We start from the raw sequence: 13810 nt of genomic DNA on the forward strand, positions 1-13810 counted from the left end.
CGAGGACCGAATGGCAGAGCTCTATCCCTGGATCAAGGCGCTCCACGTCTTCTTCGTGATCTCCTGGATGGCGGGGATGCTCTACCTGCCGCGGCTGTTCGTCTACCATTCCCAGACCACGCCCGGGACGCCGGAATACGAGCGCTTCGGGGTGATGGAGCGGCGCCTGATGCGCGGCATCATGCTACCCTCGGCGGTGCTGACCTGGGTGTTCGGCATCACCATGCTGTGGCTGACCGACTGGGCCTTCTTCGCCGAGGGCTGGCTGCATGTGAAGCTGACGGGGGTTGTCATCCTGACCGTGCTGCACCACATGTGCATCCGCTGGCGCCGGGGTTTCGCCGAGGGCCGCAATCCCCACAGCGAGCGCTTCTACCGCATCGTCAACGAAGTGCCGGCGCTGCTGCTGCTGGTCATCCTGGTGATGGTGATCGTTCGGCCGTTCTGAGCGGCGGATCGATCAGGGCAGGCCCATCCCCTTCCCGAACCACTCGGTGATGTCGAAATGGATCGACCGGGGCGTCCCGGACGGATCCTGCAGCAGCAGCTGGTCATAGATCCGATTGCCCGGGTTCAGAAGGGCTTGGCCGCAGACTTTCCACCCGCGCAGGTGCCGGCTGACATACGCGTATTCGGCATCAACGCCTGCGAGGCCGTTCTGGACCCCTTGGATGAGGATCGCTGTCTCCGGACGATCGCCCGGCCCGCCCGAATAGCGGTAGTCGCCGCCCCTCGGACGCGGCACGTAACATTGGGCCGGAGTGAAGCTGGCCACCGGCAGTGAAGCCGACCGGTCCAGGGCCGCCGGACTTGCCGGCGCAGTCGGCGCCTGACGCGGCGTGGTGCTGCAACTGGCCAACCCCAAGGCGGCTACGGCGACCACCAGAATGACGGTGTTCCTCATCAAAATCCCCTCTCCCGACAATCAATCGACTATGTCCTCTCCCTAGAGAGATCCTCCCGCTTCTGCCACGCCGGCGCAATATGCCGCCGGACGCGGCAGCACGATTGACTTGCGGCAAGTCATTCGATAACCATCTGCTGTTCTCAGCGGTCTTCCGGCCCTCGTCAGAGGGGCCGGCACGGTCGAGCCCTTCGCGCCGTGGACCGAGGCTTCCAGCGAGACATCAATCCAAAGACGCCGCGCCGCCGGCGATCTGTCCACGCCCATCAGGGTCCCCATGCATCTGCAAGAACTGAAAGAGAAGACTCCCAGCGAGCTTCTCGCCTATGCCGAAGAGCTCGAGGTCGAAAACGCGAGCATGCTGCGCAAGCAGGACATGATGTTCGCCATCCTCAAGCAGCTCGCCGATAACGACGTCGCTATATTTGGATCGGGCGTGCTCGAAGCCCTGCCTGACGGCTTCGGATTTCTGCGCTCCCCGGAATCGAATTATCTTCCCGGCCCGGACGACATCTACATATCGCCGCAGCAGATCCGCCGCTTCGGCGTGCGCACCGGCGACACCATCGAGGGCGAGATCCGCGCCCCGAAGGAAAACGAGCACTATTTCGCGCTCACCAAGGTCAACAAGATCAATTTCGAGGAGCCGGACAACGTCCGGCACCGGGTCACCTTCGACAACCTGACCCCGCTCTATCCCGACGATGCGCTGCGGATGGAGCTGATCGACCCGACCAAGAAGAACATGACCGGCCGGATCATCGATCTGGTCTCGCCCCTCGGCAAGGGCCAGCGCGCCCTGATTGTGGCGCCGCCGCGCACCGGCAAGACGGTGATGCTACAGAACATCGCCAATTCGATCGCCGAGAACCACCCGGACGCCTTCCTGATCGTGCTGCTGATCGATGAGCGGCCGGAGGAAGTGACCGACATGGACCGGTCGGTGAAGGGTGAGGTCATCTCCTCGACCTTCGACGAGCCGGCGACGCGCCACGTCCAGGTGGCCGAGATGGTGATCGAGAAGGCCAAGCGCCTGGTCGAGCACAAGAAGGATGTCGTCATCCTGCTCGATTCGATCACCCGTCTGGCCCGCGCCTACAACACCGTGGTGCCGTCCTCCGGCAAGGTGCTGACCGGCGGTGTCGACGCCAACGCGCTGCAGCGGCCGAAGCGCTTCTTCGGTGCCGCCCGCAACATCGAGGAAGGCGGCAGCCTGACCATCATCGCCACCGCGCTGATCGACACCGGCAGCCGGATGGACGAGGTGATCTTCGAAGAGTTCAAGGGCACCGGCAACTCCGAGATCATCCTCGATCGCAAGCTGTCCGACCGCCGCACCTTCCCGGCGATCGACATCGGCAAGTCCGGCACCCGCAAGGAAGAGCTGCTGGTCGACAAGGCCACGATGTCGAAGATGTGGGTGCTGCGCCGCATCCTGATGCCGATGGGCCCGACGGATGCGATGGAGTTCCTGATGGACAAGCTGAAGCACAGCAAGTCGAACGCGGATTTCTTCGAGAGCATGAACCAGTAACGTCCCGCTCGGGACGACGAAAGGGCCGCCGGTCGCAGGACCGGCGGCCTTTCCATTTTCGGGTCAGCGTTGCGCTGCGTCCCGGTTGACCGGACATGTTGGCATCACCATTTCGCTGGCGAAACCAGCTGTGGGGATCAGTATGGCCAAGCTCCGCTCCAGCCTCGCCCTCGTCCTGGCGCTGTCGGGCTGCGCCGGTCTGGTCCCACCGTCGGCGACGCCCGATCCGGCGCTGGCTGAAAAGGTCCGCAGCCTGATGGGGGGCGACGCCTGCTCCGGCCGCGTCGCCGGCGCGCTCGCGGCTTATCATCTCACGGCGGGCGGCATCTCCAGCATTGAGATCGCGCCATTCACGCCCGGCTCTCCGACCGAGTACAGCCTGGCGGCGCGCCAAGCCTGGGTTAAGCAGCCTGGCCGGCCGGGCGCGATCGTAGTTCAATACGACCCGCTGAGCTGTCGGATCGCCCAGGTCTATGCCCGAAACGGGGCGACGCTCCCGCCGGTCTGAGGCCCAAGCGCCGTCTCAGTGCCCGCCGCCACCGCCGCCGGGCGCGGGCTTCGGCGCGCGCAGCAGCGGCATCAGCAGCAGCCCGGCGTAGAACAGCAGCGCCATCAGCAAGAAGCAGTCGGCGAAGGTCAGCACCTGCGCTTGCTGCAGCACCATGTTGTCCAGCATCTTCACCGCGGCGAGATCCGGGTTGCCGAGGCCGGCCGCCGAGAACTTCTGGCTGAAACTGTCGACCGTCGCCTGCACCTGCGGGTTGGTCAAGGTCATGTGCTCGGCGATGCGCGAGCCGTGCAGCGCCGCCCGGTCGATCATCACTGTGTTGATCCCGGCCAGGCCGAAGGCGCCGCCCATATTGCGCATCAGGTTGTAGAGGCCAGATGCGTTCTTGATCTTGTCGGGGGGCAGGGTGCCGAGTGCCAGGGTGTTGATCGGCAGGAACAGCAGCATCAGCGACATGCCGCGGATCGCTTGCGGCCAGAACAGCTCCCAGAAGCTCCAATCGGCGGTGATCCAGGTCATCATGTAGACCCCGGTGCCGAAGGCGACGAGGCCGATGCCGAGCATCAGCCGCAGATCCAGCTTCTTCGACAGCATGCCGGCGACCGGCGCCGAGATGAACTGGAACACGCCGGTGACGAACATGATCTCGCCGATCTGCAGGCTGTTCAGGCCGCGCACCCGGCCCAGGAACAGGGGCACGATGTAGACCGCGCCATACAGGCCGACGCCGATGATCAGGCTGTACAGGCAGCCGAGCGAGAAGTTGCGGTCGGCGAAGGCGCGCAGATCGACGATCGGGTTCCTGGCGCTCAGCACCCGGGCGAAGAAGGCGATCCCGGCCAGCGTCCCGATCACGGCGAAGGTGAAGATCGACCGGTCCTCGAACCAGTCCCAGCGCGGCCCTTCCTCGAACACATATTCCAGGCTGCCGAGGAACAGCGCCATCAGCCCCAGGCCGGCGAAATCGAAGCCCTTGAGCAGCTCCAGATTCGGCTTGTCGAACTTGACCAGGAACCACACACCGGTGGTCACCAGCACGCCGGGGATGACGTTGATCAGGAACAGCCAGTGCCAGGAGAAGGCCTGGGTCAGATAGCCGCCGAGCGTCGGCCCGATGGTCGGAGCCATGGTCGCGACCAGGCCGATCAGCACCGAGATGCCGGCCCGCCGCTCCGGCGGAAACAGGATAAAGGAGGCGGCGAAGACGGTCGGGATCATCGCCCCGCCGAGGAAGCCCTGCAGCGCCCGGAACACGATCATCGATTCGATGTTCCAGGCCACGGCACAGGCCAGGCTGGCGAGGGTGAAGCTGGCCGCGGAGATGACGTAGAGGATCCGGGTCGACAGCAGGCGGGAGAGGAACCCCGACAGCGGGATCATCACCACCTCGGCGATCAGATAGGCGGTCTGCACCCAGCTGATCTCATCGGGGCTGGCCGCAAGGCCGGCCTGGATCTCGCTGATCGAACTGGAGACGATCTGGATGTCCAGGATCGCCATGAACATGCCGACGACCATGGTGAAGAACCCGATCGTCTCGCGCGTGCTGGCGCCGGCACGTTTCGGCGCCGCCGGGGCAGGGGCCGGCAGCGCGTCAACCGTCGTCGAGCTCACCGCCGGAACTCGGCGGCCATGGCGGCGCCGAAGATGCCGCTGGCCAGCAGCGGACCGGTGCCCTCCTCGCGCGTGTCGACCGCGACGCCGACCGACAGGCCGGGCCGCAGCAGGCCGCTGAGCTGGTTGTCGGCCGGCACCGCGATCCGCACCGGCACGCGCTGCACGATCTTGGTGAAGTTGCCGGTCGCGTTCTCCGCCGGCAGCAGGCTGAACTCGGCGCCGCTGGCCGGGGCGAAGCTCTCGACCTTGCCGGTCAGCGACCTGCCCGGAAAAGCGTCGATCGACATCGTTACCGTCTGGCCGACCCGCATCTCCGCCAGCTGGGTCTCCTTGAAGTTGGCGACGATATAGACGCTAGGCAGCGGCACGATGGACATCACCTGCGTGCCGGCCCTCACATACTGCCCGACCTCGACCCCCTTGTTGCCGACGACGCCATCGACCGGCGCGTGGATCACGGTGCGGTCGAGGCTGATCTGGGCCAGGTCGACCGACGCTGTCAGCCGCTCGATCTGGGCCTGGGCCTGGCGGTGCGAGGCCTGCAGGATCGCGGTCTGGCCCTGCTGGTTGGTCAGCGCCGCCTGGGCGCTAGCGAGGGCCGCGTCGGCGCGCTTGTGCTCGGTGTCGGCGGTCTCGAAGGCCTGCTGGCTGCCGTTGCGGGTCTCCCACAGCCGGCGCGCCCGCTCCAGATCGTTGCCGGTCTGGGCCAGGGTGGCGGTTGCCTGGTCGACGCTGGCCTTGGCCTGGGCGATCATCGAATCCTGCAGCGCCAGCTGCTGCTCGATCGACGCCAGCGTCGCAGCTTGGGCCGACAACTCCGCCTTCGCCTGCGCCAGCTGGGCGCGGTAGTCGCGGTCGTCGATCCGGACCAGCGGGTCGCCGGCCTTCACCATCTGATTGTCGGTGACCAGCACCGCCGTCACCGCGCCCTCGACCTGCGGGCTCAGCGTGGTGGTGTCGCTCTGCACATAGGCATTGTCGGTGGTCTCGAAGAACCGGTCGACGGTCCACCACCGGTAGCCGAAAAAGCCGACGGCAGTGATGGCGGCCAGGGCCGCGACGACGATGATGGGCTTGCGCATGGGGCACCGGGGTGAACTGAACCGTTCAGTCTTGTTGCGGAAAGTTGCTGTTTGCCCTATCTCCTGTCAAGACGAAACTGAACGGTTCAGTTTAGCGCAATCTCCACGTATCCTAGGCCGATGACCTGCCCGTTCACCGACACGCTTCCGCCGCCAGCCGCAGCCAGCCGGAAGCCGAGCCAGATCCTCAAGGCGGCGTACAGCATCTTCCTGGAACAGGGCTATGGCGCGGCCAGCATGGACGCGATCGCACGCGAGGCCGGCGTGTCCAAGGCCACCCTGTACGCCCATTTCACCAGCAAGGAGGAGCTGTTCGCGGCCATCGTCGGCAGCGCCTGCCTGGCGTTCGAGCGGCTGGCGGCGATGTCGCCGCCGCCGGATGACCTGCGGGCCGCGCTGATGGAGGCCGGCGGCACGTTGCTGCGCTTCATCCTGAACCCGGACGTGATCAAAGTGTACCGCAACGTGCTGGCGGAGGCGGGCCGTTTCCCGGAGCTCGGGCGGGCGATGTACGAGGCCGGGCCGGGCCAGGGCAAGGCTCACCTGACGACCTTTTTCGCCGCCGCGAATGCGCGCGGCGTGCTGGCGGTGCCGGACCCGGAACTGGCGGCCGAGCAGTTCGGCGCCATGATCCTCGGCCATATGAAGATGCGAATGGAGCTCGGCATTGAGATGCCGAGCGAGGAGCGGATCGAGCGTGGCCTGAAGAGCGGCGTCGACGCCTTTCTGCGCGCCTACGCGGCGCCGACGCCCTGACCAGACTTCGGCAGGCCGGGTGAGGACATCGGACACCGCCGCCGAAGCGGCCGGCGGTGTCCGACGTTCAGCGGGTCAGAGGCCGGACGGCTTTACCGCGCAGTCGTAGCTGCCCGGTGTCCGCGCAGCGATGGCTTTGGTCAGGCCGCCGGCCGTCCGCGGGCCCAGGATCAGGCAGACCCGGTATTCGATGATCCGGTTCTGCGGGAAGCCGTTGAACGGCACCGACTGGACGCCATCAAACACGGAAGCGAGGCTGGTGCCGTAATAGGGCGTCGAGCCCCAGGCCATCTTTTCCGACACCGTGGTGCCGTTGGGATTGTCGTAGGGCAGCTCGTATTGCGACGACTGATATGGCCATTCGTAGTCGCAGGGCAGCTTCTGCATCTGGAAGGGACAGCCATTGCCGCCATTGTATGTCGCCGAGGTCTTGCCGCGCCCTTCGGAATAGCCGTCGCGCAGGGCGGACGTGGAATACAGCGTCGGCTCGAGCAGCCCCATCTCGAACTGGCCGGCCAGCAGGGCCGAGAACCGCGCGCCCGTATTGGCCCCGGTCCAGGTCCAGGTGGCGTTGCGCGTCAGCGGGTCGGTGGTCGTGGTGAAGTGGTAGCGATCCGCCCACATCACTTGGCGAATGGGGTTGTTGCCGCCGTCGAAGTTCAGCTTTCCGTAGGGACCGCGCACGTCGAAGCTGACCCGGTCGGCGCCCGGCAGGGGCGCGAGGCTGACCTTCGTCACGATCAGCGGCCAGTTGGCCCCGTCCTGGAAGTACCAGGTGATCGTGACCGGCAGGTCATAGCGCTTGAACAGCGCCGGGCTGGTGCCGAGCGGCGGGCTGTCCTGGCCGGTGTTGGGATCGATGCCGTTCGGGGCGATGGTGCCATATTTCGGGTAGGTCGTCTTGTATTCGACGATGACGCGATTCCTCGTGCTCGGCACGATCCGGCCCGTGACGGCGAAGCCGAGGCCCAGCGGCGAATCGTCGGCCCCGAAGATCTTTTGGGCGATCGGCGATTCCGTGCCGTCGGAGAATAGCCGGTAGCGCTCATGCGCCACGAAATAGCCGAAGCCGTCTCCGGCACTGCTGGCATTGACGGTCATCGTGGTGGAGACGCCGTTCAACAGATAGGGATAGGTCAGCTGGATCGCATAGCCGCCATTGCCCGTGTTGCCGTTGCCCTGGCGCTTGAGCGAAGCGGTGCGTATCCCGCCATCCGAACCCCGCCATGTCACCCGGTCGACGGTCACGCCGTTGACGGTTGCCGACTGGCTCTGCGCCGCCTCTGCCGGCGGCATGGTCAGGAGGAGGGTTGCGATCAGGCCGGCGGCTGCAGTTTTGAGACCCTGGCTCATGTCTGTTCTCCGATGCGGGTCGGGAGTTGAGGTCGCTCTGTCGCGCCGGGGGCGCTAGAGGACGAAGTCGGCGGCGACGAGGCTGAGGCTGCCGGTGAGGGTGATATGGAAGTCGGAGACGCCGTCGCCGTTGACGTCGCCGGCGACCGTGGTGACGCCGGGGCTGGTGATCACGGCGCGCAGCTCGCTGGCATTGTCGGTGAACAGGCCGGAGCCGATGAAGCTGAAGGCCTGGTTGCCTGCCGCGCCGGTGTTGGCGTCGATCCCCGACAGGTCGATCTTGTCGCCCTGCGCCCGGCTGAAGTCGGTGATCCGGTCGGCATTGGCACCGACGACGCTGTCGCCGACGGCGGTGAACTGGAACCGGTCCGCCCCGGCGCCGCCGGTGAGGGTGTCCTTGCCGGCCCGTCCGACGAGAAGGTCGTTGCCGTTCCACCCTTGCAGCACATTGGCGCCGGCATTGCCGTACAGGCTGTCCCAGCCCTGGCCGCCGGAGAGGTTCTCGATGCCGGAGAGGGTATCGCCTTGGGCTTCGCTGCCGCTGCCGAGGCCGCTGGCCAAGCTGACCACGACCCCGGTGACGGCGTTGTAATAGCTGGCCGTGTCGGTGCCGACGCCGCCGTCGAGACGGTCGGCACCGGCCCCGCCGCGGAGAACGTCGTTGCCGTTCCAGCCGGCCAGCGTGTTGGCCCCGGCGTCGCCGGCGAGGGTGTCGTTGGCTTGGCCGCCAGTGAGGTTTTCGATGCCGGTCAGAGCGTCGCCCTGGGCCTCGCCGCCGCTGGCGGTGTGGCCCCCCAGGTCGATCGAGACGCCGGTGACGGCGTAGTAGTAGCTGGCGGTGTCGATGCCGGCGCCGCCGTCGATCGCATCCGCCCCGGCGCCGCCACGGAGCACGTCGTTGCCGTCGCCGCCGTCGAGCTGATCCGCTCCGGCTGCCCCGGCCAGCGTGTCGCTGCCGGCGTAGCCGAACAGCTGGTCGCTGCCCGCCGCGCCGGTGACGATGTCGTTCCCGCTCCCGCCGGAGTAAGCCAGCGCCTCGAAATTCGAGGAGCTGATCGAGCCATCGCCGCTCACCCCGTTCAGCGTAAAGGTGAGCTGAAGGCCGGAGCCGGCGAAATCCACGATCAGGGTGTCGGCCCCGGCCCCGCCGTCGGCGACGTCGACGCTGGCCGGGTCGCTGAATGTCCGGGTGACGGTGACCAGATCGTCGCCGCCGCCACCGTTCAGGGTGTTGCTGCCGCCGCCGCCATAGAGTTCGTCATTGCCGTCGCCACCGATGAGCTCGTCGTCGCCGCCGTTGCCGAGGAGCACGTCATTGCCCCCGAGACCATTGATCGTGTCATTCTCGTCGCCACCGGCGAAGACGTCGTCACCCGGGGTGCCATTGATGATCGCCATGGGCTTGCCTCATGAGCTGATGGACGGACCTCTGCCGGGCGCCAAGGAGCGGCCGGGACTGTCTTGTCTCCGTCGGGAGGAACGCAGCGCTCCAAGGAACCCGCCGGTTAGATCGCTGTATCCCGTCTTCGCTGCTGCCGGGCAGGCCCATATGGGAGGGGAAAGGGGAAAAATTTTGCTGATGGCGCGCGGGTCCGGCCTGCCGGCAAAAAAAGGGCCGGATGGCGATCTCCGCCACCCGGCCCTGCGTCTTTCCGAATTCGGACTTGCCGCGTTACGGCAGCAGCACCGTCGACCCGGTGGTCTTCCGCGCCTCCAGGTCGCGATGGGCCTGGGCGGCCTCGCGCAGCGGGTAGGTCTGGGCGATCGAGATCTTCACCGCGCCTTTCGCCACCACGTCGAACAGCTCCGCCGCCGCGGCCTCGTATTCCGGCCTTGTGGCGATGTAGCTGCCGAGCGTCGGCCGGGTCAGGAACAGCGAGCCCTTCTGCGACAGCAGCAGCGGGCTGATCGGCGCCACCGGGCCGGAGGCGTTGCCGAAGGTCACCATCATGCCGCGCGGCGACAGGCAGTCGAGCGAGCCGTCGAAGGTGGTCTTGCCGACGCCGTCATAGACCACCGGCACGCCCTTGCCGCCGGTGATGGCGCGGACGCGAGCGACGAAATCCTCGGTCGAATAGTCGATCACGTGATCGCAGCCGGCGGCGCGGGCCAGTGCCACCTTCTCCGGCCCGCCGGCGGTGCCGATCACCGTGGCGCCGAGATGCTTGGCCCATTGGCAGGCGATCTGCCCGACGCCGCCGGCGGCGGCGTGGAACAGGATGGTCTGGCCGGGCTGCACCGGGAAGGTCCGGCGCAGCAGGTACCAGGCGGTCAGCCCCTTCAGCAGGATCGCGGCTGCGGTGCGGTCGGTGACCCCGTCCGGGATCTTCACCACCTTCTCGGCCGGGATCACCCGCTCCTCGGCATAGCTGCCGGTCGGGCCGTTGCCGTAGCCGACGCGGTCGCCGGGCTTGAAGCCGGTGACGTCCGGGCCGGCGGCGACGACCTCGCCGGCCGCCTCCTGGCCCAGCACCAGCGGCAACTGCGCCTTGTAGAGGCCGGCGCGGATATAGGTGTCGATGTAGTTGAGGCCGACCGCGGTGTGGCGGATCCGGACCTCGCCCGGGCCTGGCGCCGGCACGTCGACCGGCTCCCAGCGCATCGTCTCCGGGCCGCCGTTCTCATGGATGCGGATGGCGTGGACCATGGGGTTCCCTCAGCCGAGATGGGTTTGCAGGAAGGCGGCGGTGCGGTCGTTCGCCAGGGTGGCGCCGGCCGCGTCGTAATGCTCGCCGCCGACGCGGGCGAAGGCGTGGTCGAGACCGGGATAGGCGTGCACCGTGACCGTCGGCAGCGACGCCATGCGGGCGCGGATCTCGGCTTGCGCCTCCGGCGGCACGAAGCGGTCCTTTTCGGCGATGTGCAGCATCAGCGGCCGGGTGATGGCGCTGGCCTCGCCGAGCAGCTTGTCGATGCCGACGCCGTAATAGCTGACGGCACAGTCGGCGTCGGACCGGGTGGCCATCAGGAAGGCCAGGCGGCCGCCCAGGCAATAGCCCAGCGCGCCGGCGCGGCCGGAGCATTCCGGCAGGTCGCGCAGCGCCGCCAGCGAGGCGATCAGGTCCTCGACGCCGGCAGTCTCGTTGAAGCCGTTGAACAAGGCGAAGGCCTTGTCCCACTCCGCCTGCGACTTGTCGGTGATGTCGACGCCCGGTTCCTGCCGCCAGAACAGGTCGGGGCACAGGGCGACATAACCCTGGGCGGCGAGGTCGTCGCAGATCTGGCGCATCACCGCGTTGACGCCGAAGATCTCCTGGATCACGAGGATGCCCGGCCCCGAGCCCGAGGCCGGCCGCGCCAGATACGCGTTGAAGCGGCCGCCATCGGCAGCGGTGATGGTGACTGTCGCCATGGAATCGCTCTCCCTCGAGCGTTGCGGTGGACGAGGCAATCGAAGCAAGGGGAGGACGATAGCCGGACCATGCCGGCCTTGTCACGGCGGCCGAACAGCTCGACGACGCGGCCTCGCTTCGAGTCAATTCGCTGAGAATTTGCCCGGATAGCCCTCAAATTCGAGCAGCCGTCGTTTGCGCTCCAGGCCGGAGGTGCTGCCGTAGCCGCCGAGGGTGCCGCCGGCGCCGATGACGCGGTGGCAAGGCACCAGCAGCACCAGGTCGTTGCGGCCGCAGGCCTGGCCGACGGCGCGCGGGCCGCTGTTCAGGATATGGGCGACGCCGCCATAGGACGCGGCCTCGCCATACGGGATGTCGATGATCGCCTGCCGCACCCGCTGCTGGAACAGGCTGGCGGCCGGCGCCATCGGCAAGTCGAAGCGGCGCCGCCTGCCGGCGAAGTATTCCTCGATCTGCCGGATCGCCCGGCGCAGCAGCTTGTCCGTCGGCGGCGTATCGTCGGCCGGATCCTGGACATGGTCGACCGCGGCCACCACGCCGCCGGCGACGGTGATCCGCACCGGCCCGACCGGGGTGTCGATCGTGGCGGCGGCCCGGTCGGCGGGCGTCCGGCTTCGAGCAGTCACGATCCGATAAGCTCCAACAGCGCCTGCGGCTCGGTGACCGGTGCCTGGCACACCGGCCCGCGGCAGAGATAGGCGGTCGGGTTGCCGTTCAGCATCGTCTTGCCGGCGGCGGGATGATCTTCCGGCAGCACAGCGCCCGAGTCGAGCCGGAGCAGCATCCGGCCCGGCAGCGACCGGCCGTGCACCGCCCGCAGCAGCGCCTGCGTGGCGGGATCGTCCTTCGCGCCGATGACCACGATCTGCAGCGGCTCCATCCGGTCCTCGGCCCGGTTCAGCCAGGTGGCGAGCGGGATGAAGTTGCGCTGCAGCTCGCCGGTGAAGGCCGCGATCAGGGAATCGGCGCGCAAGGCGTACAGCCGGTCGCCGGTCAGGTGATGCAGCCGCGTCAGCACGCCGAGCATGGTGCCGTTGCCGGACGGGACTGCGGCGTCGTACGCGCTCTTGGTGCGCACGATCAGCGCCTCGCCGTCATCCGCGGTCAGGAAGTACCCGCTGCGGCCGCCATCCCAGAAATGTCGATCGAGCACCGCGGTCCACATCTTGGCATGCTCGAGATAGGCCGGGGTCTCGGTCTCCTCGTGCAGCGCCAGCGCCGCCGCAGCCATATCGGCATAGTCTTCCAGCAGCCCGGGCGCGGTGGCCTTGCCGCGGCGCCAGGCATGGGCGAGGCGATCGCCCTGCCCGAGCTGTCGGACCACGGCGGCGAAGGCGGTCTCGGCCAGCCCGATCCACTCCGGCCGGTCGAAAGCTTGGGCCGCCCGGGCTAGCGCCGCGATCATCAGCCCGTTCCAGTCGGCCAGCACCTTGTCGTCCCAGCCCGGCCGTACGCGTACACCGCGACGGTCGAGGAGTACGGCACGATCCGCGGTGAGCGCGGCTTCGGTTTCGGCATCTCGCAGCGCTGGATCGTGTCGGCGGTTGAGAATGGATTTGCCTTCCCAATTGCCGTCGGGAGTCACGTCGTACGCCTGCTTGAACGCGGCCGAGCGCTCGCCGAGTACGGCGTCGATCTCGGGCTCGCTCCAGACGTAGAAGCGGCCCTCCTCGCCCTCGCTGTCGGCGTCGAGCGTGGCGGCGAAGGTGCCGCCCTCGGCGATCATCTCGCGCTCGATCCAGGCGACCGTCTCCTCGACCCGGGACGCGTACAGGGGATCGCGCGTCTCCTGCCAGGCCAGGGTCAGCAGGTCGATCAGCTGGGCGTTGTCGTACAGCATCTTCTCGAAATGCGGCGCCAGCCATTCCTCGTCGGTGGAATAGCGGGCGAAGCCGCCGCCGAGATGGTCGTAGATCCCGCCCTGGCTCATCGCCGTCAGGCTGCGCAGAACGGCATCACGCCAAGCCGGCTGCCGCGACCGGCGCCATCCGCGCCACAGCAGCTCAAGTAGCCCTGGCTGCGGGAATTTCGGGGCGCCGCGCAGCCCGCCCCAGACCGGGTCGAACTGCCCGGCCAGCTGCTTCGCCACCTGGTCCAGCACCTCCAGGCTCAGCCCGGCCCCGGGCTGATTCTCGGACTGCTTGGCCAGCGCTTCGGCCAGCGCGGCGACGTTGCTGGTCACCTTCTCCGGCTCGGTGGCATAGGCGGCGGACAGGCCGCGCAGCACGTCGGTGAAGCCGGGCCGGCCCCAACGGCTGGTCGGCGGGAAATAGGTGCCGCCCCAGAAGGGCGCACCGTCCGGGGTCAGGAACATGGTCAGCGGCCAGCCGCCCTGCTGGCCCAGCATCGCCAGTGCCGACTGGTAGATGGTGTCGACATCCGGCCGTTCCTCGCGGTCGACCTTGATCGACACGAACAGCTCGTTCATGACTGCGGCGGTGGCGGGGTCTTCGAAGCTCTCATGCGCCATCACATGGCACCAGTGGCAGGCGGCGTAGCCGACCGACAGCAGCACCGGCTTGTTCTCGGCCCGGGCCCGGGCGAAGGCCTCCAGACCCCAGGGCTGCCAGTCCACCGGGTTGTCGGCGTGCTGCAGCAGATAGGGGCTGGTCTCCTGGGCGAGGCGGTTCGGCATGTCGATATCCTGCTGTGTTACGGCGCTGGCGCCGGACGCTATACTCTCCTGCCAGGATAACGCCGCCA

General features: G+C 67.7%; 13 protein-coding genes. 4 read left to right on the forward strand and 9 right to left on the reverse strand.

The window, feature by feature from the left end:
- Window positions 1-10: 10 nt before the first annotated feature.
- Window positions 11-448, forward strand: coding sequence for a protoporphyrinogen oxidase HemJ (gene hemJ / locus QFZ27_RS04715; RefSeq protein WP_429224934.1), 438 nt, complete (start codon window positions 11-13; stop codon window positions 446-448).
- 12 nt (window positions 449-460) lie between these two features.
- Here the strand turns inward: hemJ and QFZ27_RS04720 are convergent, their stop codons facing one another.
- Window positions 461-904 (reverse strand): hypothetical protein, encoded by a 444-nt coding sequence (locus QFZ27_RS04720; RefSeq protein WP_429224935.1) that lies wholly within the window; start codon window positions 902-904, stop codon window positions 461-463.
- A gap of 277 nt (window positions 905-1181) precedes the next feature.
- On the opposite strand from QFZ27_RS04720, the gene rho reads away from it, so the two are divergent.
- Together rho and QFZ27_RS04730 are read left to right on the forward strand one after the other, a co-directional pair.
- Complete coding sequence (gene rho / locus QFZ27_RS04725; protein WP_429224936.1) at window positions 1182-2438, forward strand: transcription termination factor Rho; 1257 nt, start codon at window positions 1182-1184, stop codon at window positions 2436-2438.
- A 142-nt stretch (window positions 2439-2580) separates the two neighbouring features.
- Complete coding sequence (locus QFZ27_RS04730; protein ID WP_429224937.1) at window positions 2581-2946, forward strand: hypothetical protein; 366 nt, start codon at window positions 2581-2583, stop codon at window positions 2944-2946.
- A 15-nt stretch (window positions 2947-2961) separates the two neighbouring features.
- Here QFZ27_RS04730 and QFZ27_RS04735 read toward each other — a convergent pair whose 3' ends face one another.
- Entirely contained in the window at window positions 2962-4560 is a 1599-nt protein-coding gene (locus tag QFZ27_RS04735) for a DHA2 family efflux MFS transporter permease subunit (protein ID WP_429224938.1), read from the reverse strand.
- Window positions 4557-5645, reverse strand: a complete 1089-nt coding sequence (locus tag QFZ27_RS04740; RefSeq protein ID WP_429224939.1) for an HlyD family secretion protein — start codon at window positions 5643-5645, stop codon at window positions 4557-4559. The genes QFZ27_RS04735 and QFZ27_RS04740 overlap by 4 nt, the downstream gene beginning before the upstream one ends.
- Before the next feature lie 120 nt (window positions 5646-5765).
- On the opposite strand from QFZ27_RS04740, the gene QFZ27_RS04745 reads away from it, so the two are divergent.
- Window positions 5766-6401, forward strand: coding sequence for a TetR/AcrR family transcriptional regulator (locus tag QFZ27_RS04745; RefSeq protein WP_429224940.1), 636 nt, complete (start codon window positions 5766-5768; stop codon window positions 6399-6401).
- Between the two features lie 75 nt (window positions 6402-6476).
- On the opposite strand, the gene QFZ27_RS04750 is transcribed toward QFZ27_RS04745, so the two are convergent.
- From QFZ27_RS04750 to QFZ27_RS04775, 6 genes are all read right to left on the reverse strand, one after another.
- A complete protein-coding gene (locus tag QFZ27_RS04750; protein WP_429224941.1) occupies window positions 6477-7754 on the reverse strand; it encodes a hypothetical protein in 1278 nt (425 codons plus the stop codon).
- A gap of 54 nt (window positions 7755-7808) precedes the next feature.
- A complete protein-coding gene (locus QFZ27_RS04755) occupies window positions 7809-9152 on the reverse strand; it encodes a calcium-binding protein (protein ID WP_429224942.1) in 1344 nt (447 codons plus the stop codon).
- Between the two features lie 274 nt (window positions 9153-9426).
- Window positions 9427-10401 carry a quinone oxidoreductase family protein gene (locus tag QFZ27_RS04760; RefSeq protein WP_429224943.1) on the reverse strand — a complete coding sequence of 325 codons (975 nt, stop codon included), beginning with the start codon at window positions 10399-10401 and terminating at the stop codon, window positions 9427-9429.
- A 9-nt stretch (window positions 10402-10410) separates the two neighbouring features.
- On the reverse strand, window positions 10411-11106 hold the full coding sequence (locus tag QFZ27_RS04765; protein WP_429224944.1) for a dienelactone hydrolase family protein: 696 nt from the start codon (window positions 11104-11106) through the stop codon (window positions 10411-10413).
- A 123-nt stretch (window positions 11107-11229) separates the two neighbouring features.
- The gene (locus QFZ27_RS04770; RefSeq protein ID WP_429224945.1) at window positions 11230-11733 is read right to left on the reverse strand and encodes a methylated-DNA--[protein]-cysteine S-methyltransferase; all 504 of its coding nucleotides are present in this window, start codon (window positions 11731-11733) and stop codon (window positions 11230-11232) included.
- Window positions 11730-13742 (reverse strand): thioredoxin domain-containing protein, encoded by a 2013-nt coding sequence (locus tag QFZ27_RS04775; protein WP_429224946.1) that lies wholly within the window; start codon window positions 13740-13742, stop codon window positions 11730-11732. Before QFZ27_RS04775 ends, QFZ27_RS04770 begins: the two co-directional genes overlap by 4 nt.
- Window positions 13743-13810 lie beyond the last annotated feature (68 nt).

Origin of the sequence: Inquilinus ginsengisoli, from assembly GCF_050434925.1 — a bacterium.
Taxonomy (GTDB): Bacteria; Pseudomonadota; Alphaproteobacteria; order DSM-16000; family Inquilinaceae; genus Inquilinus; species Inquilinus ginsengisoli_B.